This is a genomic window from Clostridium vitabionis, assembly GCF_015351765.1.
Lineage (GTDB): Bacteria > Bacillota > Clostridia > Lachnospirales > Lachnospiraceae > Clostridium_R > Clostridium_R vitabionis.
Map to the genome: position 1 here is coordinate 442,394 of NZ_JADKQA010000001.1, position 26,070 is coordinate 468,463.

Below are 26,070 nucleotides of genomic sequence, written 5' to 3' on the forward strand. Positions count from 1 at the left end.
TACATCATGAAATGATACGCCGCATTATTCCTAAAGGCGTTGATATCACACCATATACTCAGGGGCAGATCACACTAATGATGAGCCATATCAATTCATACAGGAGAGCGTCTCTGGGCAATAAGAGTCCCTATGAGATGTTCGCTTTCATGTACGGAGAGGCAATCTTAAAAAAGCTCGGGCTCAAACTGATTCCACCTGACGAAATCAGTCTGAGCCCTGAGCTGTTGAACTAATACGTATCGGTCGGAGCAACAAGCCCGGAGAACCATCCCATGCACCAGATTTAGGGGTGGAACTTAAAAGTTCCGAATTTCGGATTTTAGGCTCGACCTCTTATAAAGATACGCATTTTTATAGAAACGGCCGTCTCTATGCCCCAGTTATAGCCGTTTCAGAATCAGATGTACAGTAGCACGGGGCGAAAAAATGGAACTTTCGGTTGCAATCCAGGCAATGGTAGAAGTTACCCCTTCAAACTGGAACTTCGGATTTCAACCGACCTTGGGTTAATAACGGAAGCAAGATCCTGTTTTCCCTGGCGCTTCCTCTCAGGCCTTACGGATAGAGCTCCAGATAGGCCATTTGGTCAAAATGACGAAAATTTTCCCGGAATTACCACCTGTGGGAATTATCCCCACCGTCAGCCCGGAAATGGTGGCGAGGGGGGATTTTTCCGGCAGGAACATTCCCGTCGGAACCACGGAAGGGGGATATGCATACCCGGAAACTCAGCCTGTCATAGCATACATAAGGTAGGAAGAAAAGATTTTCGGAAAATGCCTTGCCGCTGTCCAGCCGGGAAACTCCAGCCAAAATGCACAAGATATGGTTATACAAAAAGATTCAGACACAAGATAAGGAAAAAACTCCGGGAACAGGGGGAATCCCTCAGCAGCCGGCTGGGAACAGATTTTCCCCGCTAGCAAAATACTTACCAAAGATTTTATTTATTCTTGCGAAAAGGGGAACGGTGTCGTAAAATTAAACCAAGTGGTGGATTGTGGTAAATTGTGGTGGGCAGTGTACGATTTAGGGTCTCAGGTGGGAAAGCAGTCAAGACAGGGCAGGTAGTGCGATGTTAGGGCAATACGATCATACGATTGATTCAAAAGGACGAGTGATCATACCCTCCAAGTTCCGGGAGCAGATGGGTGACGCGTATATCATCACCCGCGGGCTGGATCACAACCTCTTTGTGTATGCCCCCGATGAATGGAACATCTTCGAAGCCAAGATCCGCGCACTGCCGATGGGCAATTCCGATGCCCGCAAACTTTCCCGCTTCTTCCTGATCGGCGCCCAGGATGTAGTTGTCGACAAGCAGGGAAGGATCACCATCCCGCAGACCCTCCGCAAGTACGCCCACCTGGAGAAGGATGTGATTCTTGCCGGCAACGGCAATCATCTGGAAATCTGGGATCCGGTGATCTACGAGCAGATGAACACTTACGACGATATGGACGAGGTTGCCGAGAGGATGGACGGCTACAACCTGAATTTCTGAGACGGGAGGAGGAGAGCGGATGGAATTTCATCACACATCGGTGCTCCTCCATGAGACCGTGGACAGCCTGAAGATCAGGCCGGACGGCATCTACGTGGACGGCACGCTGGGCGGCGGCGGCCACGCGGAGGAGGTGCTCCGGCATCTCACTGGCGGGGGCAGGCTGATCGGCATTGACCAGGATGAAGCGGCTATCGAGGCAGCGGGGAAACGCCTGTCGGCATTCGGCAGCCAGGTCACGATCGTGCGCGATAATTATGTCAACATGCCGGAGATCCTGCGGAATCTCGGGATCGCCGGGGTGGACGGCATTTACCTGGATCTCGGGGTTTCCTCCTATCAGTTTGACAACGGAGACCGGGGGTTTTCCTACCGGGTCGACGCACCCCTGGATATGCGGATGGATCAGAGAAATACGATGACCGCCCGGGATATCGTCAATGACTACAGTGAGCAGGAGCTCTGCCGCGTGATCCGGGACTACGGGGAGGACCCGTTTGCCCGGAACATCGCGAAGCACATTGTGCTCGCGAGGCAGAAGGCGCCGATCGAGACCACGGGACAGCTCGTGGAGATCATCCGCGGCGCGGTTCCGGCAAAGATCCGCGCGAAGAAGGGGCATCCCGCGAAGCAGACCTTCCAGGCAATCCGCATCGAGCTCAACCATGAGCTGGATGTGCTGGAACAGTCGGTTGACGCGATGATCGATCTGTTAAAGCCCGGCGGCAGGCTGGCGATTATCACCTTCCATTCCCTGGAGGACAGGATCGTCAAGAGCCGTTTCCGTACGGCGGAAAATCCCTGCATCTGCCCGCCGGATTTTCCGGTCTGCGTGTGCGGGAGGAAGCCGAAGGGGCATGTGGTGACGAGAAAAGCTATCGTCCCCACGGCAGAGGAAGATCAGGAGAATCCCAGGGCAAAAAGCGCCAAGCTCCGGGTGTTTGAGAAAATTGGCGCGGAAGATAAGGGGAGTACCGGGAAAAGCTGAGGCGGGACCCGGCGGAGGGAGCAGATATGGCAGCGAGAAGAACGGTTGTGCGCAGAAATGACTATTACGTGGATGGGAATACGGTCCGCAAGGTCAGAGAGTTCGATGAACCGCAGCGGAGACCTGCCCCACGCCGCCGCACGCGGAGAAAGCCTTCGTCGATCGGGAGGGGCTATGTGTTCATGCTGGCCTGCGCCGGCCTGATCACCCTGATCTGCTGCCTGGGCTACCTGAGCGCGGAATCCGCGGTCCAGACGAAGATGAACAGTGTCGAGGCGCTGGAGGTCCAGATCGAGAACCAGAAGGCGAAGAATGACGAGCTGCAGACCAAGATCAACACCTCTGTTGACCTGAGCCACATTTACCAGGTGGCTACGCAGGAGCTCGGCATGGTTTATGCCAACCCGGATCAGATCCTTCTCTATGATAAGACAGAGAGCGAGTACGTAAGGCAGAATAATGAAATTCCCAAAAACTAATTCGAACGGCAAAAGAAAATGGAAAAAACTGAGGGGCTATATGGAGACCCGGCTGGCGATGGCAGCACTGATTATCGTGCTGATCCTGCTTGGTCTCGCATATGCCCTCTTTAGTATTGTCCGGACGAAAGGGGCGGCTTATAACCAGATCGTCATGAGCCACCAGGATTACGAGAGCCGGACCATTCCCTACCGCCGGGGCAATATCATTGACCGGAACGGGACTTACCTTGCGACGAGCGAGAAGGTCTACAACGTGGTGCTCAACCCGAAGCAGATTTACAACGAGCCGGAGGACGGTGAGGAATCAGACGGATACACTTACCTCGACCCCACGGTGGATGCCCTTGTCCAGACACTTGGCATCGACGAAAATGACCTCCGCGCTAAGCTCGAGGAGAAGAAGGATCGCGCCTACTATGTCTATCAGAAGGGCATCAGCGCGGATCAGAAGGAAGCTTTCGAAAACTATGCGAACCAGAAAAATGAAGAGTACCGCAAGGCGACGGTAGACCAGGGCGGCAAGAACCGCGTTGCCGGCGTCTCCTTCGAGGAACAGTATAAGCGGAAATACCCGTACAATGAGCTGGCGAGCAGCGTGCTCGGTTTCTGCCAGAGTGAGGGCAGGGCGACCGGCGGCGTTGAGCAGTATTATGATGACAAGCTGACCGGCGTCAACGGCCGGGAGTTCGGCTACATGAACGACGAGTCGAACCCGGAGCGGACGGTACGCCAGGCGGTCAACGGGAATACCGTCCAGCTGACGATCGATGTTAATCTCCAGCAGATTGTGGAGAAGTATATCAATGAATGGCAGTCCGGAACCGGAAGCAAGCTGACGGCCTGTGTCATGATGAATCCCAACACCGGGGAAATCCTCGCGATGGATACGAGCACCCGGTACGACCTGAACAATCCCTATGACCTCTCCTCGGCGTATACCCAGGAACAGATCAACGCGATGGACGACAAGGCAAAGCAGGACGCCTGGTATAAGATGTGGCGGAATTTCTGTGTCAGCGATGCCTATGAGCCCGGTTCGACCCAGAAGCCGTTCACGGTGGCGGGCGCCATGGAGGAGGGGACGATCACCGGCAATGAGACCTACGTCTGCAACGGCAAGCTCCATGTCGGCGACTGGGACATCCGCTGCGTGGCAAGGTCCGGGCACGGCGCGCTGACCGTCACGCAGGGAATCATGAAGTCCTGCAACGTGGTCATGATGGAAATCAATTTCGCCCAGGGCGCGGAAAAGTTCCTGAAGTATCAGAAGATTTTCGGCTTCGGCGATAAGACCGGCATCGACCTGCCGGCGGAGGCGGACACCTCGAACCTTGTCTACACGCTCGACAAGATGAACAGCGCCTCGCTTGCCACCAACTCCTTCGGCCAGAACTACAGCTGCACGATGGTGCAGATGGCGGCAGCGTACTGCTCGCTGATCAACGGCGGCTCTTACTACAAGCCGCATGTCATGAAGCAGATCCTGAGCGATACCGGGGCGGTCGTGCAGAAGAATGACCCGGTGCTTGTCCGCGAGACCGTGTCGGAGAACACCTCCACCTTTATCAAGAACGCTTTGTTCCAGACGGTGGAAGCCGGAACGGCGTCGGCGGCAAAGGTTGCCGGCTATCAGGTTGGCGGCAAGACCGGAACAGCGCAGAAGGTTCCGCGCTCGGCCATGAACTACCTGGTTTCCTTTATCGGCTGCGCGCCGGCGATGGATCCGCAGGTTCTCTGCTATGTCGTGGTGGATACCCCGAACCTGCCGGGGGAGGAGCAGGCGCACTCGACCTTCGCGAGCGAGATCTTCTCCAAGATCATGACCGAGGCACTGCCTTACCTCAATATTTTCCCGGAGGGCACTGAGACCGGGGAGACCAATGAGGCGCTTGCCAACCTCCCGGAGGGGGTAAATGCCGCGGAGAGCACGGCAGCGGAGTCCGAGTCCGCGGTCACAGCGACCGATGAGAATGGAGAGACCGTAACCGAAGGGCCGAATTACACCGACGAGGTAGTCGAGGGCGGCGGGGATTATCCGGAGCTCGAGCCGGCGAGCCCGACCGACGAGGCGGCGCAGTCCGGAGAGGCCGGCGCGGGCAGCGCACCCGATGGCGGACAGGGCGGCGCGGAAGCAGAGAGCAGTGAAGAAAATTGACGGAAGCATCCGGGAAAGGACGGCGGCAATGCGGGTACTGGTGACAGGAGCGTCCGCGGGCATCGGCAGGGCGTGCGCGGAGAAATTTCTCCGGGAGGGGCACGAGGTTTTCGGCATGGATGTCCGGGAAGCGGGGATCAGCCATCCGCGTTACCGCCATTTTGTCTGTGATATCCGGGATGAGCGCCTGCCGGAGATTCCCGGCCTGGAAATCCTTGTCAACAACGCGGGTGTCCAGGGGAGCGGCTGTGACATCGAGGTGAACCTCCGGGGCACCATCCATGTGACAGAATTTTACGCGTTCCAGCCGGCCATCCGGGCGGTGGTCTTCCTGGCATCCGCCAGCGCGACGACCGGCGCGGAGTTTCCGGAGTATGCCGCGAGCAAGGGAGGGATTCTCGCCTACATGCGGAATGTGGCCCTCCGGATAGCGAAGTGGGGAGCGACGAGCAACAGCGTGTCCGCGGGCGGCGTCATGACCGGCCTCAACCGGCATATCCTCGAGGATCCGAAGCTCTACCAGTCGGTTCTCAAGGAGACGCTTCTCGGCAAATGGGCAGAACCGGAAGAAATCGCCGAGTTTGTCTATTTTACGGCAGTGGTCAACCGGAGCATGACCGGTGAGGATCTCTTTGTGGATAACGGGGAAAAGCTCAAATCAAATTTCATCTGGTGAGCGCGGCACATGGGGAGGGAGAGCCCGCAAACCGACCGCCCGAAAGTAACGAAATTACTATTCCTTGGGAAAATCCGGCGAATCGTATGGCATTCGCCGGATTTTTGCGGTAAACTGTTGTGGTAAATCTGCAGTATAAGAAAAGAGGTTCATTATGATGCAATCCCGCACCCACACCTGCGGCGAGCTGCGCCTCCAGGATGCCGGCAAAAAGGTTGTTCTTTCCGGCTGGCTGGAAAATCTGCGCATCGTCAGCAGTGCTCTCGGCTTTGGCGTTATCCGCGATTTTTACGGAACCACCCAGGTCGTGATTGAGACAGAAGAAATGATGAAGGCCTTCCGGGCCATCAATAAGGAATCGACCGTCACTGTAGCAGGAATGGTCCGTGAGCGGAGCAGCAAGAACCCAAAACAGGCGACCGGCGACGTTGAGGTCGTCCCGGAGAGCGTCACTGTCCTCGGACGCTGCCGCTACAACGAGCTCCCGTTTGAGATCAACCACAGCCGCGAGGCAGATGAGTCCGTCCGGCTGAAATACCGCTATCTGGACCTGCGCAATCCCGCGGTGAAGAAGAATATCCTCCTGCGCTGCCAGGTCATTGCCGCCCTGCGGAAGGCCATGGCGGATCACGGATTTCTGGAGATTACGACGCCGATCCTGACCGCCTCCTCCCCGGAGGGCGCGCGAGATTACCTGGTGCCGGCGAGAAAGCATCCGGGGAAATTCTACGCCCTGCCGCAGGCGCCGCAGCAGTTCAAGCAGCTGCTGATGGTGTCCGGATTCGACCGCTATTTCCAGATTGCGCCCTGCTTCCGCGATGAGGATGCGAGAGGCGACCGCAGCCCGGGGGAATTCTACCAGCTGGACATGGAGATGGCCTTCGCCTCGCAGGAGGATGTCTTTGCCGTTCTTGAGGATGTGCTTCCGCCGATTTTTGCGGAATACGGCACCTATAACCGGGCATCCGAGGCGCCTTTTGTGCGGATTCCTTACCGGGAAGCCATGGAGAAATACGGCTCGGATAAGCCGGATCTCCGCATCGATCTGACGGTCCAGGATGCCACCGGCGTCCTTGCCGGCTGCGGCTTCGGCCCGTTTGCGGGAAATTGCGTCAAGGCGGTTGTGGTCTCCGGATTCTCCGAGAGCCGCAAGTTCATCGACCGGACGCTTGCGGATGTTGAGGTTCAGGCGGGCAATAAGGCTTACTGGTTCCGCGTGGATGATCAGGGTGAGATTGTCGGCGGAATTGCCAAGTTTGTGAATCCGGTGAAGGATCAGGTAACGGAGGCACTCGGCCTTAAGCCCGGAGATTTTGTCGCCCTCGCCTCGGGACCGCTCACCGCTGCCCAGAAGACGGCGGGCGTCCTTGTGAAGACGCTTGGTGCCGCGGTGCCCGGCCACATGGACAGGGAGCAGTATGCCTTCTGCTGGATCGTGGATTTCCCGATGTATGAGATCGGTGAAGAATCCGGACAGCTGGAATTCTGCCACAATCCGTTTTCCATGCCGGCAGGCGGCCTGGAGACGCTGCTCAAGGCGGAGCGGGGAGAAATCGACCCGCTCACCATCACCGCTGACCAGTACGATCTCGTCTGCAACGGTGTCGAGCTCTCCTCCGGCGCGGTCCGCAATCATGACCCGGAGATCATGGTCAAGGCTTTCGAGCTTGTCCGCCTGGGCGAGGAGGACGTGAAGGCGAAGTTCCCGGCGCTCTATAATGCGTTCAGCTACGGCGCCCCGCCGCATGCGGGCATTGCCCCCGGCGTAGACCGCATGGTCATGCTGCTTGCCGGTGAGGATTCCATCCGCGAGATCATTCCGTTCCCGATGAACAAGAACGCCCAGGACCTGATGATGGGCGCTCCGTCCGAGGTGACCGAAAAGCAGCTCGAGGAGCTCCACATCCGGGTAGACCTCCAGGGGAAAAGCGCAGAAGAATAAAGTGGTTTCGTGCCGGGACGGCCTTTCGGGGCTGCCCCGGCATTTTGAACCTGTCCTCCCGACGGCCGCAGGCGCTCAGGCTCCCGCATCGAGCGAAGCGTGCCTCCCGCGGATGCGTGGGTTGGACGGTTCCCGAAATTTGTCAATGTTTACGGGAAATCTCGATAAATATTGGACAATCTCCGGAATTGCGTCATGTTTTGCGAGGGATTCTTTGTGAAAAATCTCTGATTCTCTTCCTGCGGGCGGAAACAAATTGTGGTATGATACAGGGGATCGAACGATAAGAGAAAGAGAAGATGCGCGGGCGGGGGAGATGGCCCGCCGGGAGGATTTTCAGATGAGAAAAACAAAAATTATCTGCACGCTCGGACCGACCAGTGAGTCCGAGGAGATGATCGGCAAGCTGATGAAGGCGGGGATGAATGTCGCCCGTTTTAATTTTTCCCATGGGACACATGAGGAGCACCAGGCGAAGTTCGATCGGGTGGTCAAGCTCCGCAGGGAGCTGGGGATTCCGGTCGCCACGCTCCTGGACACCAAGGGGCCGGAGATCCGGCTCAGGGACTTCGAGAATGGCGGCGTTGAGCTTGCCGCCGGCCAGAAATTCACGCTGACGACCGATGAGGTGCTCGGCAATGCCGAGCGGGCGTCGGTCACCTACAAGGGTCTACCGGGTGATGTCCGGGAGGGCGGCACGATCTTGATCGATGACGGATTGATCGCCCTGACCGTCGACAAGGTGAGCGATACGGAGATCGCCTGCACCGTGCAGAACGGCGGCCCGGTCTCCAACCACAAGGGGGTCAATGTGCCCGGCGCGGATCTGACGATGCCGTTTATCAGCGACCAGGACCGCGATGACCTGATTTTCGGCTGTGAGACCGGATTTGACTATGTGGCTGCCTCCTTCACCAGGACGGCCTCCGATATCCGGGAGATGCGCCATATCCTCGAGGAGCACGGAGGAAAGGATATCCAGATCATCGCCAAGATCGAGAGTGTCCAGGGGGTCAAGAATCTCAAGGAGATCCTGGAGGCGGCCGACGGCATCATGGTTGCCCGGGGCGACCTCGGGGTTGAGGTTCCGCTGGAGGACGTCCCTGTTCTCCAGAAGCGGATGATCCGCATGGCTGAGCAGATGGGCAAGCAGTGTGTGACGGCGACCCAGATGCTCGATTCCATGATGCACAATCCGCGCCCGACACGGGCGGAGACCACCGATGTGGCCAATGCGATCTATGACGGGACGACCGCCATCATGCTCTCCGGAGAGTCGGCGAACGGAAAATATCCGGCAGAGGCGGTGGCCACCATGTCCCGCATCGCTGAGCGCACAGAGCAGGATATCGACTATGTCGCCCGCCTGCAGAACCGCGTGATCAAGAATGACGGGATGACGACCACGGCGATTTCCCACGCGACGGTACAGATCGCGGACGACCTCCATGCGGACGCTATCATCACGGTCACGATCTCTGGCTATACCGCGAGACGCCTTTCCGGCTACCGGCCGATGTGCCCGATTGTCGCCTGCACAACCAGTGAGAAGGTCGCTGACCAGATGAACCTGCTTTTCGACGTGACGCCGCTCGTCATCAGCGAGCAGCCGCGGCCGGATCTCGTCTTCGAGGCGGCGGTCAACAAGGCCAAGGAAGCCGGTATCGTGAAGAGCGGGGACCGCATCATCCTCACGGCAGGCGTGCCGCTCGGCGTTTCCGGAAAAACCAATATGATCCGCGTTGTCGAGGTGTGGTGATCTTTTTCCGCAATCGACCGGTCTGTACGTTCCCTTCGCGGAATCGTGACGCATGACTGTATATAAGACTGTTTTTCCTTCACTCCGGTTGGGAAAAGCAGTCTTTTTTTTACGCAGAGCACTTAACGAACGCGAGCCCAGCGGGCGAAGCGCGAGTTTAGTGCGAGCTATGCAAATTTGCTTAGTGAGAACAAGCGAAAGCGCAGTTCGAGCTTAGCAAATTTGCTTACGCAGAGCACTTAACGATAACCAGCCACTTAACGAGGACAAGCGAAAGCGCAGTCCGAGTTTAGTGGAATGGCTATCCGCAGGGCGGACGCGAGCCCAGCGGGCGAAGCGCGAGTTTAGTGCGAGCTATGCAAATTTGCTTAGTGAGAACAAGCGAAAGCGCAGTTCGAGCTTAGCAAATTTGCTTACGCAGAGCACTTAACGATAACCAGCCACTTAACGATGAAAATCATGCATTTTAACAATGAATAAATATATTCAATACAAGACATAACATTAAATTATGGAAGAAAAAATTATTATTGACAAAATGCATATCACTCCGTATAATCGAACCCATATCAAAGATAACAAAAAGATAATAATAAGTATTCGCTACGAGTTAACTGTCCCGGAGCGGATCAGCGGAAGGAGTGCATGCGAATGGGAAATCAGCGGGAACAGGGGAATCCGGACGACGGTGGACAGCAGCGCCGGAACACGCACGGCAGGAAAACCGGCAGGACCATGGATATGCGGAAATACTATGCGCCGATGGGGAAGGAGCACGATGCCTGCGGCATCGGCACCATCGTCAATATCGACGGCCATAAAGACTATCAGGTTCTGGACAACGCCTTGAGCATTGTCGAGAAGCTGGAGCACCGCGCCGGGAAGAATGCAACGGGAAAGGTCGGGGACGGTGTCGGCATCCTGACACAGATCAGCCACCCGTTCTTTCGCGCGGAGGCGGCAAAGTGCGGCATTTCCCTGAAGGGCGAGCGGGATTACGGGATCGGCATGATGTTCCTTCCCCAGGACCGGATGAAGAGAACCTTCGCCATGCGGATGATGCAGGTGATCACCGAAAAGGAGGGGCTGAAATTCCTGGGCTGGCGCGAGGTTCCGACGCATCCGGAGATCCTCGGGAAGGAAGCCCGCGACTGTATGCCGTCCATCATGCAGTGCTTTGTCGAGCGCCCGGAGGACACGGAGCGGGGAATCGATTTTGACCGGCGCCTTTACGTTGTCCGCCGAGAGTTCGAGCAGAGCTCCGAGGACACCTACATCTGTTCCTTCTCCTCCCGGACGATCGTTTACAAGGGGATGTTCCTGGTGAGGCAGCTGCGGAAGTTCTACACAGATCTCCAGAGCCATGAGTACAAGACGGCGATCGCGATCGTGCATTCCCGCTTTTCCACCAACACAACGCCGAGCTGGGATCGCGCCCATCCGTACCGCTTCCTCGCCCACAACGGGGAGATCAACACGATCCGCGGCAATGTGGACCGTATGCTCGCCCGGGAGGAGACTATGGCCTCCCCATACTTTGCCGGGGATATCGACAAAATTTATCCGGTGATCCAGTCCACGGGGTCCGATTCCGCCATGCTGGACAATACGCTGGAATTTCTCTACATGAACGGGCTGGATCTTCCGCTGGCGGTGATGATGCTCGTGCCTGAGCCCTGGAACCACCCGGGTTACGAGGATACGGCAAAGAGAGATTTCTACCACTATTACGCGACGATGATGGAGCCCTGGGACGGGCCGGCTGCCCTGCTGATGAGCGACGGCGACCTGGTTGCCGCGACCCTGGACCGCAACGGCCTCCGCCCCTCGCGCTATTACGTGACGGACGACGGGCGTCTCATCCTCTCCTCGGAGGTCGGTGTCCTGGACATCGCGCCGGAGCATATTGTCAAAAAGTCCAGGCTGACGCCGGGCAGGATTCTCCTGGTGGACACCAGGCAGAAGAGGATCATTTCCGATGAGGAGTGCAAGAGCTATTACGCCGGCCGTGAGCCCTACGGCGAGTGGCTCGACCGGAACCTGCTCCACCTGGAGAACCTGAAGGTCCCCAATAAGAAGATCCCGGTGTCCACCCAGGCCATGCGGGACAAGCTCTACAAGGTATTCGGGTACACCTATGAGGATGTGATGGATCAGATTTTCCCGATGGCGGAAAATGGCGTTGAACCCACGGCCTCGATGGGGCATGACGTTCCGCTGGCGGTGCTCTCCCCGGCACATCAGCTGCTGTTCAACTATTTTAAGCAGCAGTTTGCGCAGGTGACCAACCCGCCGATCGATTCCCTCCGGGAGAAGATTGTCACCGACACCACGATCTACATCGGTTCGGACGGCGACCTCCTGACGGATAAGGGGGAAAATTGCCGTGTCCTCGAGGTTAAGGATCCGATCCTGAGCGGTGTTGACCTGATGAAGATTAAGGCGCTGGACCGCCCCGGCTTCCACAGCAGGGTGATTTCCCTCCTCTATTACAAAAATACGTCCCTGGAGCGGGCGCTCGACCAGCTGAATGTCTCCGTCGACCATGCCGCCGCCGAGGGAAGCAATATCATCATCCTGTCCGACCGCGGGGTGGACGAGAACCACGTGCCGATTCCCTCGCTGCTCGCCGTCTCGTCGGTGGAGCAGCACCTCGTCCGCACAAGGCAGAGGACGGCGATTTCCATCATCCTGGAGAGCGGGGAACCGCGGGATGTCCATCAGATCGCGGCGCTGCTCGGCTTCGGAGCCCGCGCGGTCAACCCCTATCTCGCACATGAGTGCATCAGTGAGCTGATTGATCTCGGCCTTCTGGACAAGGATTACCACACGGCGATCAAGGATTATAACCGGGCGCTCACGCTCGGCGTGGTCAAGATCGCGGCGAAGATGGGCATCAGCACGCTCCAGTCCTATCAGTCCGCGCACATTTTCGAGGCGATCGGGCTGAGCCAGGAGACGATTGACCGCTATTTCACCGGAACCGTGAGCCGCGTCGGCGGCATCGGCGTCAAGGAGATCGCGGAGGGGGTAATGTACCGCCACGATCACGCCTTCGATCCGCTCGGGCTCACCACGGACACGAAGTTGGACAGCGTCGGCTTCCACAACCTGCGGAGCGGTTTTGGCACTGAGGATCATCTCTACAATCCGTTGACGATCCTCACGCTCCAGCGCGCGGTCCGGGACGGCAGCTATGAGGAATTCAAGGAATACTCGAGGCTTGTGGACGATTCCAAGAAGCCGCATACCTTGCGCGGGCTGCTGAAATTCAAGGCACAGCAGGAGCCGGTCCCGATCGAGGAAGTCGAGCCGGTGGAGAGCATTGTCCGCCGCTTCGGCGTGAGCGCCATGTCCTACGGCGCGATCTCCGAGGAGGCGCATAAGACCTTGGCGATCGCGATGAACCGGATCGGCGGGCGCTCAAACACCGGTGAGGGCGGTGAGAACGTGGAACGCTACGGCACGGAGAGCAATTCCAAGATCAAGCAGGTGGCCTCGGGGCGCTTCGGCGTGACCAGCCAGTACCTGAACAGCGCGGAAATGATCCAGATCAAGATGGCGCAGGGCGCGAAGCCCGGGGAGGGCGGAAATCTCCCGGGAAAGAAGGTCTATCCGTGGGTGGCGAAGGCGAGATACTCGACCCCGGGCGTGTCCCTGATTTCCCCGCCGCCGCACCATGACATTTACTCCATCGAGGATCTCGCGCAGCTGATCTTCGATCTCAAGAACGCCAACCGCAGGGCGTCCATCTCGGTCAAACTCTGCTCGGAGAACGGCGTCGGCACGATCGCTGCCGGTGTCGCCAAGGCAGGAGCCCAGAACATCCTGATCTGCGGCTATGACGGAGGAACCGGCGCGGCGCCGGGCAGCTCCATGCACAATGCCGGCGCCCCGTGGGAGCTCGGCATCAGCGACGCCCACAGGAGCCTTATGGAAAATGGCCTCCGGGACCGCGTTTCCCTGGAGGCGGACAGCAAGCTCATGACCGGGCGCGATGTGGCGATTGCCGCCATGCTCGGCGCCGACGAGTACAGCTTTGCCACCGCGCCCCTCGTCTGCCTGGGGTGCATGATGATGCGGAAATGTTCGACGAATAACTGCCCGGTCGGCATTGCCACGCAGAATGAGGAGCTCCGGAAGCGATTCCGCGGGAAGCCGGAGCACGTGATCAATTATATGACCTACGTCGCGAGGGAGGTCCGCGAGATTATGGCATCCCTGGGCTTCCGGCGTGTGGAGGAGATGATCGGCCGTACGGACTGCCTGGAGGTGAGGGAGGATCTCATCACAGACCGCGCGAAGGAGGTTGATTTCTCCAGGATTCTCGACACCACCTGGGCGAAGGCGGAAAACAGCCATTTTAACCCGGAGAAGGTCTATGACTTCCATCTCGAGAAGACGCTTGACATCTCCCGGCTGCTCCCGGCATTCCATGATGCGCTGGAAGCGGGGGCGGATACGAGGGGCGGAAAAGTCAGCCTTAACGTGTCCAGCACGGACCGCACCTTCGGCGCAATCCTCGGAAGCGAGATCACGAGACGGTTCGGCAGCACCCTTCCGGACGACACCTTCGTCGTGGAGTGCGAGGGCGGGGGCGGCCAGTCGTTCGGCGCGTTCATCCCGAAGGGCGAGACCCTGAGGCTCACCGGTGATGCCAATGACGGCTTCGGCAAGGGGCTTTCCGGCGGCAAGCTGGTCCTGGTTCCCCCGGAGGGCAGCCCGTTCCGGTCGGAGGAAAATATCATTGTCGGCAACGTGGCTCTCTACGGGGCAACCAGCGGCAAGGTGTACATCCGCGGCGTCGCGGGTGAGCGGTTCTGCGTCCGCAATTCCGGAGCCACGGCGGTGGCTGAGGGCTGCGGCGACCACGGCCTGGAGTACATGACCGGCGAGCGCGCGGTGATCCTCGGCCAGACAGGCAAGAATTTCGCGGCAGGCATGAGCGGCGGCTTTGCGTATGTGCTCGACCGGGATCACACGCTGTACCGCCGTCTCAACAAGGATATGGTGAGCCTTAAGGATCTCGACGCGAAGGAAGACCGCCAGGAGCTCAGGGCAATCCTCACCGATTATGTGAAGGAGACAGGCTCAGAGGTCGGCAGGGACATTCTCGACAACTTTAACGACCGCATGGCCGACTTCAAGAAGATCGTGCCGACCGATTACCAGCGGATGATCCGGGCAATCGCGAAGAATGAGGAGAACGGGGAACCCCGCGATGAGGCTGTTCTTCATGCGTTCAGCGAAGTGACGGCGTAACCGGAAGAAAGTGAGCATGCCAGATCGGCCGGAGGATAGAACTATGGGAAAACCAACTGGATTTTTGGAGTATGAGAGAAAGCAGAACGCGGATGTGCCGGTGAAGGAGCGGATTCAAAATTTCGACGAGTTCCACATCCCGCTCTCCGAGGAGGCGCGGAGGGAACAGGCGGCCCGCTGCATGAACTGCGGGGTGCCGCTGTGCCAGTCGGCGGTCAGGCTCGGCGGCATGGTGACCGGGTGCCCGCTGCACAACCTGATCCCGGAGTATAATGACCATCTCTACCGCGGGCATTACGCCCACGCGCTTGCGCGGCTCGTCAAGACCAACAATTTTCCGGAATTTACCGGGAGGGTCTGCCCGGCGCTCTGCGAGAAGGCCTGCATCAACGGGGAATACGGCGAGCCGGTGACCTGCCATGATAATGAGCTCTTCCTCATCGAGACGGGATTTGCCCGCGGCTATATGAAGCCGCAGATCCCGGCGGTGCGGAGCGGGAAGAAGGTAGCGGTCATTGGCGCTGGGCCGAGCGGGCTTGCCGCCGCGGACCAGCTCAATCACCGCGGCCACAGCGTGACCGTGTTCGAGCGTGAGGACAGGATCGGCGGCCTCCTGATGTACGGCATTCCAAACATGAAGCTGGATAAGTCGGTCATCAGCCGGAGAAGGAGGCTGATGGAGGAGGAGGGCGTCGAGTTCCGGACCGGCGTGGATGTCGGCAAGGACGTTGACGGTGCCGCGATTCTTAAGGAATATGACGCGGTTCTCCTCTGCTGCGGCGCGAAGGAGCCGAGAAAGCTCAGCGCGGTGGGGATGGACGGCGTGAAGGGCATTGCGTTCGCGGTAGATTTCCTGACGGGGGCGACGCGCCGGCTGCTCTCGCCGGAGACGGCGAAGAGTGTCCTGAGCGCGGCCGGGAAGGATGTCGTGGTTGTCGGCGGCGGAGATACGGGAAATGACTGCATCGGCACGGTGATCCGTCAGGGCTGCCGGTCGGTGACCGCCCTTGAGATGATGCCTGAGCCGCCGGCAGAGCGAGCGGCGGACAACCCGTGGCCGGAGTGGCCGAAGGTGAAAAAGACCGATTACGGCCATGAGGAGGCCATCGCGAAGTTCGGCAGCGACCCGCGCGTCTATTCCACCACGGTGAAGGAAGTTCACGCGGACAAGAAGGGCGTGCTCAAATCGGTCACGATCGTCAGCGTGAAGCTGGAAAACCGGAAGCTTGTGGAAATCCCGGGCACCGAGAAGGAGATTCCCTGCGGCCTCCTCCTGATCGCCGCCGGGTTCACCGGGTGCGAGAAGTATACGGCGGACACCTTCGGCGCCGCCCTCTCCGCGCGCGGCACGGTCGCCGCGGAGCCGGAGGGCTACCGCACGGGTGCGGATAAGGTATTCACCGCGGGAGATATGCACAGGGGCCAGTCCCTGGTCGTCTGGGCCATCCATGAGGGGAGATGCGCTGCCCGCGAGGTGGATGAATACCTGATGGGGTACTCCAACGAGGAGGAGTGAGGGAAAGCCCAAGCCGCCTGCACTGTTAGACATGTAGAAAAAATATATAGAAATAATAAAAAAAATATTAATTATCACTATTGCGGGAAAAGGATTTTCCGTTTACAATCCGTATATCGATGGCAAAGGCGCCGGAAGCAGAGAGATCTGCTGCCGGCGCCTTTTGCGAGCTATGCAAATTTGCTTTACGCTTATCCGGAAGCGGAACGCTCCCGGGGCGTCCCGCCGTATGCCATGGAGGGAATGAGGGATTGGTGAGGATCGAAAGGAGGAAACCGTATGGGATTTGAACAATCAACTGTGATCTGGGTGCTGCTCTGCGCGGCACTGGTTTACTTTATGCAGGCTGGATTTGCCCTGTGCGAGGCAGGACTCACGCGGGCGAAAAACACTGGCAATATCCTGATGAAGAACATGATGGACTTCTGTATCGGCACCCCGTGCTTCTGGATCATCGGATTTTCCCTGATGTTTCACGGGATGGGAGCGGCTGTCGGAGTTCCGGATTTCCTGATCCGCGGAGCTTACACGGCGGAGAACAGCGTGGTGCCGCAGGCGATGCCGCTGTGGGCGTACGTCATTTTCCAGACCGTGTTCTGCGCAACGGCGGCCACCATCGTGTCCGGCTCCATGGCGGAGCGCACGAATTTTAAAGCGTACTGCCTGTACTCGGCGGCGATCTCGCTCCTGGTTTATCCGATCTGCGGGCACTGGAGCTGGGGCGGCGGCTGGCTCTCCGCGCTTGGCTTCCACGACTTCGCCGGTTCCGCGCAGGTTCACAACGTCGGCGGCATCATCGCCTGCCTCGGCGCTGCCCTGCTCGGCCCCCGCATCGGCAAGTATGACAAGAACGGCAAGGCAAGAGCAATCCCCGGCCACAACATGACCGCTGTCGCCCTCGGCGTATTCATCCTCTGGTTCTGCTGGTTCGGCTTCAACGGCGGCTCCACCGTCTCGATGGGCGATGACACGGCGCTCTATGAAGCGTCCCTGGCCTTCATGACCACGAACCTTGCCGCGGCGGTGGCTACCTGCACGGCGATGATCTTCACCTGGGTGCGCTATGGAAAGCCGGATGTATCCATGACGCTCAACGCGGCGCTCGCCGGGCTTGTCGCCATCACCGCTGGCGCGGACTGCGTGTCGCCGGCCGGGGCATTTTTCATCGGGCTCGTTGCCGGCATCCTGGTTGTCTTTTCTGTAGAATTTTTCGACAATGTCGCGAAAATCGACGATCCGGTCGGCGCCGTCTCCGTCCATTTTGTGAACGGGGTCTGGGGCACCCTGGCGGTCGGCCTGTTCTCCACCGGCGATGACGGTGTTGGCCTCGGCCTCTTTTACGGCGGCGGCCTTCATCAGCTCGGCATCCAGGTGATCGGCATCCTGGCGATCGATATCTATGTCCTGGTGGTCATGTTCGTCATTTTCAAGCTGATTGACCGATGGGTGGGGCTCCGCGTTCCCTCCCAGGTGGAAATCGACGGCCTCGACATCCATGAGCACGGCCTCGCGAGCGCCTATTCCGGGTTCGCGATCACCGATGTTACCGACCTCTCCGTTGACGTGAACGATAACACCGATCTCGGTGAGGACAATTACGAGGCTGCCTCTGAGGCGCAGAAGAACGCCGCGGTCAAGGTGGTCAAGGCGCCGGAGAGCCCGGAGGTGTCCGGCACAGCTGCCACAGCGGCGACAGGCATGTACAAGGTGACGATCATCTGCCGGCTGAACAAGTTCGATGAACTCAAAAAGGCCCTGAACATGCTCGGCGTGACCGGCATGACGATGACGCAGGTCATGGGTTCCGGCATCCAGAGGGGATCGACGGAGCGCTACCGCGGCGCCGTCGTGGATTCCACCCTTCTTCCAAAGGTCAAGGTTGAGGTCATTGTCTCCAAGGTTCCGGTTGACGCGGTCATCAGCACGGCGAAGAAGACCTTGTACACCGGCCATATCGGCGATGGCAAGATCTTTGTCTATCCGGTGCTCCGCGTGGTGAAGGTGAGAACCGGGGAGGAGGACTTCGCGGCGCTGCAGGACGTCGAATAATCCGCTTCGGCCGAAGGAGGATGCTGGAAAATAGCATTTCAGCCGGGAATCCGCTGGGGTTCCCGGCTTTTTGGTGCGCCCGGCGGGCAGCACAAATGCCCAGCTCTGTGCTGGCCAACAAAATACTGGAAACTGTTCAAAACCCTGTTTATAATAGGAATTAGTCAATATTCTTCAGGAGGCGAGGCATGAAACAGGAGACGAAATGTATCGAGGCGGGATATCAGCCGAAGAACGGCGAATCCCGCATGATCCCGATTATCCAGAGCACGACGTTCAAATATGACACCAGCGAGGATATGGGGAAACTTTTTGACCTTCAGGCGAGCGGGTATTTCTACACCAGGCTGCAGAATCCGACGAATGATATGGTGGCGGCGAAGATCTGCGCGCTCGAGGGCGGCACGGCGGCGATGCTGACAAGCTCCGGGCAGGCGGCGAACTTCTTCGCGATCTTCAATATCGCCACGGCAGGGGACCATGTGGTGGCGTCCACATCCATCTACGGCGGGACATTCAACCTGTTTAACGTCACGATGCGGAAAATGGGTGTGGATTTCACTTTTGTGGATCCGGACTGCACGGATGAGGAGCTCGAGGCGGCATTCCGCCCGAATACGAAGGCAGTTTTCGGGGAGACGATCGCGAACCCCGCGCTGACTGTGTTCGATATCGAGCGATTTGCGAAGGCTGCGCACGCCCACGGCGTGCCGCTCGTGGTGGATAATACCTTCGCGACCCCGATCAACTGCCGGCCGATCGAGTGGGGCGCGGATATCGTGACCCACTCGACGACAAAATACATGGACGGCCACGATGCCACGGTCGGCGGCGCCATCGTTGACGGCGGGAAATTCGACTGGATGGCGAACGCAGAGAAGTTTCCGGGGCTTACGACGCCGGATGAGTCCTATCACGGCATTACCTATGCGGAAAAATTCGGAAAAGAGGGCGCGTTCATCACGAAGGCGACAGCCCAGCTGATGCGGGATTTCGGGTCCATCCCGTCCCCGATGAACGCCTATATCCTGAACCTCGGCCTGGAGTCCCTGGCCGTCCGCATGAAGCGCCACTGTGAAAATGCGCAGTGCGTTGCGGAGTATCTGGAGAAGAATCCCGAGGTCGCCTGGGTCGAGTATCCGGGACTTCCGTCAAACCGGTATTATGAGCGGGCGAAGAAGTATATGCCGGACGGAACCTGCGGCGTGATCTCCTTCGGCGTCCGGGGCGGGAGAAAAGCCGCGGAGGTATTCATGAAAAAGCTTAAGCTGATCATTATCGCGACGCATGTGGCGGATGCCCACACGATGGTGCTTCACCCGGCGAGCTCCACGCACCGGCAGCTGACCGATGAGGAACTGATCGCCTGCGGGGTGAGGCCGGATATGGTCCGCCTCTCCTGCGGAATTGAAAATGTCGAGGACATCATCGAAGATCTGGATCAGGCGCTTCGGAAATAAAAGGACCATCGGTCTCCGGGGTTCCCGGGGACGGGAGAAAGGCTTCCCTTCCCGGGATCTCAAGGCGGCTCAGGCCGCGCGGCAGAATATTTTTTCTCGCCGCGCGGCGTTTTTTGTCGCACGCGATCCACTCGTCGAGGGAGAGCGGCGTGTAGTCCGAATACATGCAGAAGCAGTTGATCATGTTGCTGGGAACGGTGCGGGACTCCCCATTCTTGTAGGCGAGGACGGTATTTGCCGTGATTTCCTGGAAAGTCTCGATCAACCGCTGATCCTGGGTGTCGTGGACGTGGCCGTAGAGCATCCAGGTTTTCGGCGACCCGTCCTCGTTCAGATGATACTGGCCGTTGTAGCAGAGGATCGGATAGTGGCAGAGGATGACTTTTCTGCCGCCGTCGTGCAGTTCCGCGTACGGCCGGATCCAGACGAAGCGGGAGGCGTTGTAGTCCTTCTGCTCCCCGAAGCGGTCGTGATTGCCCTTGATGAGGTAGAGGATTCCGTTCAGCTGTTCCAGGACGCTGTTGGTCTCCTTCGCATTTCCCCAGGAAAAATCGCCGAGAATAACCACCTCATCCCGCGGGCGGACCTTTCGGTTCCACTGCCGGATCATGTAGCTGTTCGAAGCCCGGACGTCCGTGAAGCCACGGCAGTCCAGCTGTCGGTTCAGGGATTCATGAAAAAAGTGACAATCGGCAATATAATAGCGCATGGAAGCCTTCTTTCTGGAGAATGCCGGGAAAAGAAAGAGGGCACTTCCGGATATGGAAGCACCCTCATCATCTGCTGTTCTGATTCTGCAATTCCCTGTCCCTGTTATTCTAGTTTACCCGGGCGCGGATGTCAAATGCAGACATCGCCCTACATTCCGATACAGGCCGTTCCCGCTTTACGGATGGAAAATTTCTCTCTATAATAAGCTGGTCTGCCGGCGCTCTGCCAGCAGGCGATGGGAGGTGGGAAAATGGCGTGTGAGGATCGGAGAATTCTTTCCATCACTGTGACCGGGGATCTTGCCGGGATCACGGTGCGGGACCTGATGAAGCAGAAGCTCGGCTTCTCGGCACGGCTGATGAGCCGGGTAAAGTACCGTGCGGGGGGAATCCTGCTGAACGGAAAACCGGCCAGGGCAGCCGCCCTGCTTGCCCCCGGTGATGAGCTCCGGCTGGATATCACGGATCCGGACAGCGGGAAATGCGTCTGGGTGCGGCCGGAACCCTTTCTTCCGCCCGAGATTCTCTATGAGGACGAGGATCTCCTGATCCTGCAGAAGCCATCCGGCCTTGTCTGCCATCCGTCCTTCGGGCATTATGCCGACACGCTGGCCAATGCGGCTGCGGTCTATCTCGGCTATGAAAACCGTGCCCGGGAAATCCACATGATCGGGCGCCTGGACAGGGACACCTCCGGACTTGTCGTGATCGCGAAGAACAGCGGGGCGGCGGACAGCCTGTTCAAACAGCAGGAGGAGAAGGCCTTCCGGAAGGTCTATCTCGCCGGCGCCATCGGCAGGTTCGGCGGGGATATCGTGATCGACCGGCCGATCGGCAGGATCCCCGGCGTCCTGATGCTCCGGCAGGCCTGCCCGGAGGGGAAACCGGCGAAAACCCGCTGCCGCGCCCTTGCGGTGTCCGGGAATGAGGTCCTCACCGCCTGCACCCTGGAGCAGGGGAGAACCCACCAGATCCGCGTCCACCTCGCCTCCGAGGGACATCCCCTCGCCGGCGACCTTCTCTACGGGCCGGGCGGGGCAAGGGAAGCCTTTCTTGCGACCGGAGATCCGGGGGTGGTTCGGATCATGAATGAGGCAGGAAGCGGCGGGGAGCTTCATCTCTGCGCGTATATGGCTGTCCTCCGCCAACCGTTTACTGGGAAGATACTCCGGGTGACGGCCCGATATCCCCGGTGGGCTGAGACATTCGGCCCGGAGAAGCCTGTGCGGAGAAAGGTGGAAGAGATCCTCACGGACGGCAATCCTGCCGGGCGGTGAGGTTAAGCAGAGGGAAATGCGAACGTATGTTTGAATTTTGGCAGCGTTTGTGATAGGATAGAGCCAGACATAGGCGAGAGATCAGCTAGGAGTGAAGATTTTATGGCAGAACAGAAATATGACGCGAGCAGTATCACGGTGCTGGAGGGGCTGGAGGCAGTCCGGCGGAGGCCCGGCATGTATATCGGGAGTATCGGGTCGCGCGGTCTCAATCATCTGATCTATGAGATCGTCGATAACTCGGTAGATGAGCATCTTGCCGGAGCGTGTACGGAGATCCATGTCACCCTGGAGGCTGACGGGTCCTGCACGGTGAAGGATAACGGACGCGGCATCCCGGTGGAGATGCACCGGAAGGGCGTCACCGCCGAGCGGATTGTACTGACCACACTTCACGCCGGGGGAAAGTTTGACCACAATTCTTATAAAACCAGCGGCGGCCTGCACGGCGTCGGTTCCTCGGTGGTCAATGCCCTGTCTGCCAGGATGAACGTCACGATCTGCCGGGGCGGGTACATCTACCGGGATTCCTACGAGAAAGGGAAGCCCACGGGAAAGCTCGTCGGCGGCCTGCTTCCGGCCTGCGGGAAGACAAGGGAGCACGGGACCACCATCAATTTTCTTCCAGATGACACGATCTTCGAGAAGACCAGGTTCAAGGAGGACTGGCTGAAAGCCCGGCTCCACGAGCTCGCTTACCTGAACCCGAAACTCACGTTATTTTATGAGGACAAGCGGGAGGGCGAGGAGGAGAAGGCCGTCTACCGCGAGCCGGAGGGCATCACCGCCTACGTGAAGGAGATCAGCAAGGGGAAGGAGGCTGTCTGCGATCCGATCGCTTTCAAAGGGGAGAGCGACGGCATCGAGGTCGAAGGGGTCATCCGGTTTGTGAACGAGTTCGAGGAGAATATCCTCGGCTTTTGCAACAATATTGCGACGCAGGAGGGGGGCACCCACCTGGTCGGCTTTAAAACGCGGTTTACCCAGCTGATCAACAGCTATGCCCGCGAGCTTGGCATCCTGAAAGAGAAGGACACCAACTTTACCGGGGCGGACACGCGCAACGGCATGATCGCTGTGATCTCGATCAAGCATCCGGATCCGGTGTTTGAAGGGCAGACAAAAACCAAACTGGCGAGCCAGGATGCTGTCCGGGCTGTGGCCAATGTAACCGGCGACGAGCTGACGCTGTTTTTTGACCGCAATGTGGAGATTCTGCGGAACATTATCGGATGCGCCGAGAAATCCGCGAAGATCCGGAAGAGCGCGGAGAAGGCGAAGACCAGCATGCTGGTAAAGCCGAAGTTCTCTTTTGACAGCAACGGCAAGCTGGCCAACTGCGAGAGCCGGGATCCCGCGAAATGTGAGATTTTCATCGTCGAGGGCGATTCCGCCGGCGGCTCGGCGAAGTCCGGGCGCAACAGGGAATTTCAGGCTATCCTGCCGATCCGGGGGAAGATTCTCAACGTGGAGAAGGCATCCATGGACAAGGTTCTGGCCAATGCCGAGATCAAGACCATGATCAACGCCTTCGGCTGCGGGTTTTCCGAGGGATACGGCAATGACTTTGATATCTCCAAGCTGAGGTATGATAAGATTATCCTGATGACCGATGCGGATGTGGACGGAAGCCATATTGACACGCTGCTGCTTACCTTTTTCTACCGCTTCATGCCGGATCTCATCCGGGAGGGGCATGTCTATATTGCCATGCCGCCGCTCTACAAGGTTGTGCCGAAGCGCGGGGAGGGGCAGTATCTCTATGACGACCATGCCCTGGAGCAGTACCGGAAGACCCATAAGGGGGAGTTCACGCTCCAGCGCTACAAGGGTCTCGGCGAGATGGATCCGGAGCAGCTCTGGGAGACGACCCTCTGCCCGGAGACAAGGATGCTGAAGCGGGTGGAGATCGAGGACAGCCATGTGGCTTCCGAAGTCACAGAGATGCTGATGGGGAGCGATGTGCCGCCCAGGCGGACATTTATCCATGACCACGCCGACGAGGCGGAGATTGACGCGTAAGGGAGAGAGACATGGCAGAGAAGATTATCACCACGGAATACAGTGAGGAGATGCAGCGAAGCTACCTCAATTACTCCATGAGCGTCATCACCTCCCGCGCGATCCCTGATGCCAGGGACGGCTTAAAGCCGGTGCAGAGGCGCGTGCTCTACGATATGGACAGGCTCCGCCTGGATTATGACAAGCCGCACCGGAAGTCGGCGCGAATCGTCGGGGATACGATGGGAAAATATCACCCGCACGGAGACAGCTCAATCTATGACACCCTGGTGGTCATGGCGCAGGGCTTCAAGAAAAGCATGCCCCTTGTGGACGGCCACGGCAATTTCGGTTCCATTGAGGGCGACGGCGCCGCCGCCATGCGCTACACCGAGGCAAGGCTCCAGAAATTCACCCAGGAGGTGTTCCTGAAGGACCTGGACAAGACGGTCCGCTTCCAGCCGAACTACGATGAGACCGAGCAGGAGCCGGTGGTTCTTCCGGTCCGCGTGCCGAACCTTCTGCTGAACGGGTCGGAGGGGATCGCCGTCGGCATGAGTACCAGTATCCCCACGCACAATCTCGGGGAGCTCATTGACACGGTTCTCGCCTACATCGAACATCCGCTTCTTACGACATCGGATCTTCTGCGGACGCTTCACGGGCCGGATTTTCCGACAGGCGGTATTGTCGCCAACCGGAGTGATCTCGTGCAGATTTATGATACTGGAACGGGGAAACTCCGCCTCAGGGCAAAAATTGTCTTCGAGCCGGCGAAGAAGCGCGCGGAGAAAGACCACCTGGTGATCACGGAGATCCCCTACACGATGATCGGCGCCGGAATCAACAAGTGCCTGACGGATATCGCGGAGCTGGTGGAGAGCCGGCAGCTCCCGGACATCACGGATATCTCGAACCAGTCCAGCAAGGAGGGCATCCGCATTGTCCTGGAGCTCAGGAAGGGCGCGGATCCGGAGAAGATCAGGAACATCCTCTACAAGAAGACGAAGCTCGAGGATACCTTCGGCGTCAATATGCTGGCGATCGTGAACGGCCGTCCGGAGACGATGAACCTTCGAAGCATCCTGCAGTGCTATCTGGATTTCCAGTATGAGAATTATACGCGGAAATACCAGGTTCTCCTGCAGAAGGAGATGGAGAACAAGGAGGTTCACGAGGGGTTAATCCGGGCGGTGGACTGCATCGATCTCATCATCGCTGTCCTCCGCGGTTCCCGGAAGCTTGCCGACGCGAGGGCGTGCCTCACCAGGGGGGAGACCAAGAACATTACGTTCCGGGATCCGTCACTGGAGAAGGAGGCGAAGGGATTTCACTTTACCGAGCGCCAGGCTGACGCGATCCTGCAGATGCGGCTCTACCGGCTGATCGGGCTTGAGCTCCTGACGCTCCAGAAGGAATATCTGGAATCTCTCCAGAAGATCCGCCAGTATAACAAGATCCTGCAGAATCGCGGGGAGATGGATGCGGTGATCCGGAAGGATCTTGAGGCGATCCGGAAGGAATTCGCTGTTCCCAGGAAGACCCTGATTGAGGACCAGGCGGAGGCGGAGGTTGTGGAGACCGAGGAGGCCGCCCGGAAGGAGATTTTCGTCCTGGACCGCTTTGGCTATGCCAAGCTTCTCGACCCACAGCTTTACGAGAAAAACCGGGAGACGGTAGATAAGGAAAATGTCTGGGTGATCCCCTGCACCACCGCGGAGAAGATTGGCCTGGTCACCAACCAGGGAGTGCTCCATATGGTGCGCGTGACGGACATTCCGAATGGGAAGGTGAAGGACAAAGGGACACCGATCGACAATATCAGCCGGTTCGACGGCATGAAGGAGAGACCGGTTTGTGTGGACAATATGACCCGCCTTGTGGGAAAACGGCTGCTCTTTGCCACCGGGCAGGGCATGGTCAAGATTGTGCCCGGCACTGAGTTTATCACGGTGAACCGGAATACCGTCGCGGCGACAAAGCTCGCTGAGGGAGATTCCCTCATTGCGGTGCTGGACACCGCGTCCGCGGAAGATGTGGTGCTGGCGACAAAGAACGGGTATTTCCTCCGGTTTCCGCTGGGAGAAATCTCGGTGATGAAGAAAAATTCCCGCGGCGTCCGGGGTATCCGGCTGACTTCCGGGGACAGTGTTCTTTCCGCGTGGGTGATGGCGGAGGCAGCACCGCCTACCGTTACTTACCGGGACAGCAGGATCAATCTCGGTGAGATCCGGAAGGCCAGGCGCGATGGCAGAGGATCCAAGAGAAAACCTGAGGAGGTATAGG

At 58.5% G+C, this 26,070-nt stretch carries 15 protein-coding genes and 1 pseudogene; 15 read left to right on the forward strand and 1 reads right to left on the reverse strand.

The genetic code is table 11. The features are described from left to right. From ISF27_RS13200 to ISF27_RS01960, 12 genes and pseudogenes are all read left to right on the forward strand, one after another. Positions 1–236 (forward strand): annotated as a pseudogene (locus tag ISF27_RS13200) (IS30 family transposase); the annotation flags it as partial. 842 nt (positions 237–1,078) lie between these two features. Beyond that, positions 1,079–1,507: a division/cell wall cluster transcriptional repressor MraZ gene (mraZ, locus tag ISF27_RS01910; RefSeq protein ID WP_194608582.1), complete on the forward strand. Its 429-nt coding sequence runs from the start codon at positions 1,079–1,081 to the stop codon at positions 1,505–1,507. A gap of 19 nt (positions 1,508–1,526) precedes the next feature. Then, positions 1,527–2,495 carry a 16S rRNA (cytosine(1402)-N(4))-methyltransferase RsmH gene (gene rsmH / locus ISF27_RS01915; RefSeq protein WP_194608584.1) on the forward strand — a complete coding sequence of 323 codons (969 nt, stop codon included), beginning with the start codon at positions 1,527–1,529 and terminating at the stop codon, positions 2,493–2,495. Positions 2,496–2,521: 26 nt separating this feature from the next. Beyond that, positions 2,522–2,974 carry an FtsB/FtsL family cell division protein gene (locus ISF27_RS01920; protein WP_194608586.1) on the forward strand — a complete coding sequence of 151 codons (453 nt, stop codon included), beginning with the start codon at positions 2,522–2,524 and terminating at the stop codon, positions 2,972–2,974. Positions 2,975–3,032: 58 nt separating this feature from the next. Then, the gene (locus ISF27_RS01925) at positions 3,033–5,132 is read left to right on the forward strand and encodes a penicillin-binding transpeptidase domain-containing protein (protein ID WP_235985987.1); all 2,100 of its coding nucleotides are present in this window, start codon (positions 3,033–3,035) and stop codon (positions 5,130–5,132) included. Continuing rightward, positions 5,119–5,808, forward strand: a complete 690-nt coding sequence (locus tag ISF27_RS01930; RefSeq protein ID WP_328701475.1) for an SDR family NAD(P)-dependent oxidoreductase — start codon at positions 5,119–5,121, stop codon at positions 5,806–5,808. Before ISF27_RS01925 ends, ISF27_RS01930 begins: the two co-directional genes overlap by 14 nt. Before the next feature lie 154 nt (positions 5,809–5,962). Beyond that, the gene (gene aspS / locus ISF27_RS01935; protein WP_194608590.1) at positions 5,963–7,750 is read left to right on the forward strand and encodes an aspartate--tRNA ligase; all 1,788 of its coding nucleotides are present in this window, start codon (positions 5,963–5,965) and stop codon (positions 7,748–7,750) included. Between the two features lie 340 nt (positions 7,751–8,090). Beyond that, on the forward strand, positions 8,091–9,509 hold the full coding sequence (pyk, locus tag ISF27_RS01940; RefSeq protein ID WP_194608592.1) for a pyruvate kinase: 1,419 nt from the start codon (positions 8,091–8,093) through the stop codon (positions 9,507–9,509). Between the two features lie 735 nt (positions 9,510–10,244). Beyond that, positions 10,245–14,771, forward strand: coding sequence for a glutamate synthase large subunit (gene gltB / locus ISF27_RS01945; protein WP_194609624.1), 4,527 nt, complete (start codon positions 10,245–10,247; stop codon positions 14,769–14,771). A 43-nt stretch (positions 14,772–14,814) separates the two neighbouring features. Beyond that, entirely contained in the window at positions 14,815–16,287 is a 1,473-nt protein-coding gene (locus ISF27_RS01950; RefSeq protein ID WP_194608595.1) for a glutamate synthase subunit beta, read from the forward strand. Positions 16,288–16,566: 279 nt separating this feature from the next. Further along, positions 16,567–18,336, forward strand: a complete 1,770-nt coding sequence (locus tag ISF27_RS01955) for an ammonium transporter (protein ID WP_194608597.1) — start codon at positions 16,567–16,569, stop codon at positions 18,334–18,336. 188 nt (positions 18,337–18,524) lie between these two features. Then, positions 18,525–19,796 carry an O-acetylhomoserine aminocarboxypropyltransferase/cysteine synthase family protein gene (locus ISF27_RS01960; RefSeq protein WP_194608599.1) on the forward strand — a complete coding sequence of 424 codons (1,272 nt, stop codon included), beginning with the start codon at positions 18,525–18,527 and terminating at the stop codon, positions 19,794–19,796. Here the strand turns inward: ISF27_RS01960 and ISF27_RS01965 are convergent. Continuing rightward, positions 19,762–20,505, reverse strand: coding sequence for a metallophosphoesterase (locus ISF27_RS01965; protein ID WP_194608601.1), 744 nt, complete (start codon positions 20,503–20,505; stop codon positions 19,762–19,764). The two genes, ISF27_RS01960 and ISF27_RS01965, sit on opposite strands and share 35 nt — an antisense overlap. A 252-nt stretch (positions 20,506–20,757) precedes the next feature. Here ISF27_RS01965 and ISF27_RS01970 point away from each other — a divergent pair, with 252 nt between their 5' ends. The 3 genes from ISF27_RS01970 to ISF27_RS01980 all read left to right on the forward strand — a co-directional run bounded on the left by ISF27_RS01970 (position 20,758) and on the right by ISF27_RS01980 (position 26,069). Next, a complete protein-coding gene (locus tag ISF27_RS01970; RefSeq protein ID WP_194608603.1) occupies positions 20,758–21,783 on the forward strand; it encodes an RluA family pseudouridine synthase in 1,026 nt (341 codons plus the stop codon). Between the two features lie 102 nt (positions 21,784–21,885). Beyond that, complete coding sequence (locus ISF27_RS01975) at positions 21,886–23,805, forward strand: DNA gyrase/topoisomerase IV subunit B (protein WP_194608606.1); 1,920 nt, start codon at positions 21,886–21,888, stop codon at positions 23,803–23,805. 11 nt (positions 23,806–23,816) lie between these two features. Beyond that, complete coding sequence (locus ISF27_RS01980) at positions 23,817–26,069, forward strand: DNA gyrase/topoisomerase IV subunit A (RefSeq protein WP_194608608.1); 2,253 nt, start codon at positions 23,817–23,819, stop codon at positions 26,067–26,069. Position 26,070 lies beyond the last annotated feature (1 nt).

Bases quoted from the DNA above. Each gene is read 5' to 3' on its own strand.
- ISF27_RS01920 (WP_194608586.1), top strand. From the start codon at position 2,522: ATGGCAGCGAGAAGAACGGTTGTGCGCAGAAATGACTATTACGTGGAT.
- ISF27_RS01925 (WP_235985987.1), top strand. From the start codon at position 3,033: ATGGCAGCACTGATTATCGTGCTGATCCTGCTTGGTCTCGCATATGCC.
- aspS (WP_194608590.1), top strand. From the start codon at position 5,963: ATGATGCAATCCCGCACCCACACCTGCGGCGAGCTGCGCCTCCAGGAT.
- gltB (WP_194609624.1), top strand. From the start codon at position 10,245: ATGGATATGCGGAAATACTATGCGCCGATGGGGAAGGAGCACGATGCC.
- ISF27_RS01950 (WP_194608595.1), top strand. From the start codon at position 14,815: ATGGGAAAACCAACTGGATTTTTGGAGTATGAGAGAAAGCAGAACGCG.
- pyk (WP_194608592.1), top strand. From the start codon at position 8,091: ATGAGAAAAACAAAAATTATCTGCACGCTCGGACCGACCAGTGAGTCC.
- ISF27_RS01970 (WP_194608603.1), top strand. From the start codon at position 20,758: ATGGCGTGTGAGGATCGGAGAATTCTTTCCATCACTGTGACCGGGGAT.
- mraZ (WP_194608582.1), top strand. From the start codon at position 1,079: ATGTTAGGGCAATACGATCATACGATTGATTCAAAAGGACGAGTGATC.
- ISF27_RS01960 (WP_194608599.1), top strand. From the start codon at position 18,525: ATGAAACAGGAGACGAAATGTATCGAGGCGGGATATCAGCCGAAGAAC.
- ISF27_RS01965 (WP_194608601.1), bottom strand. From the start codon at position 20,505: ATGCGCTATTATATTGCCGATTGTCACTTTTTTCATGAATCCCTGAAC.
- ISF27_RS01955 (WP_194608597.1), top strand. From the start codon at position 16,567: ATGGGATTTGAACAATCAACTGTGATCTGGGTGCTGCTCTGCGCGGCA.
- rsmH (WP_194608584.1), top strand. From the start codon at position 1,527: ATGGAATTTCATCACACATCGGTGCTCCTCCATGAGACCGTGGACAGC.
- ISF27_RS01980 (WP_194608608.1), top strand. From the start codon at position 23,817: ATGGCAGAGAAGATTATCACCACGGAATACAGTGAGGAGATGCAGCGA.
- ISF27_RS01975 (WP_194608606.1), top strand. From the start codon at position 21,886: ATGGCAGAACAGAAATATGACGCGAGCAGTATCACGGTGCTGGAGGGG.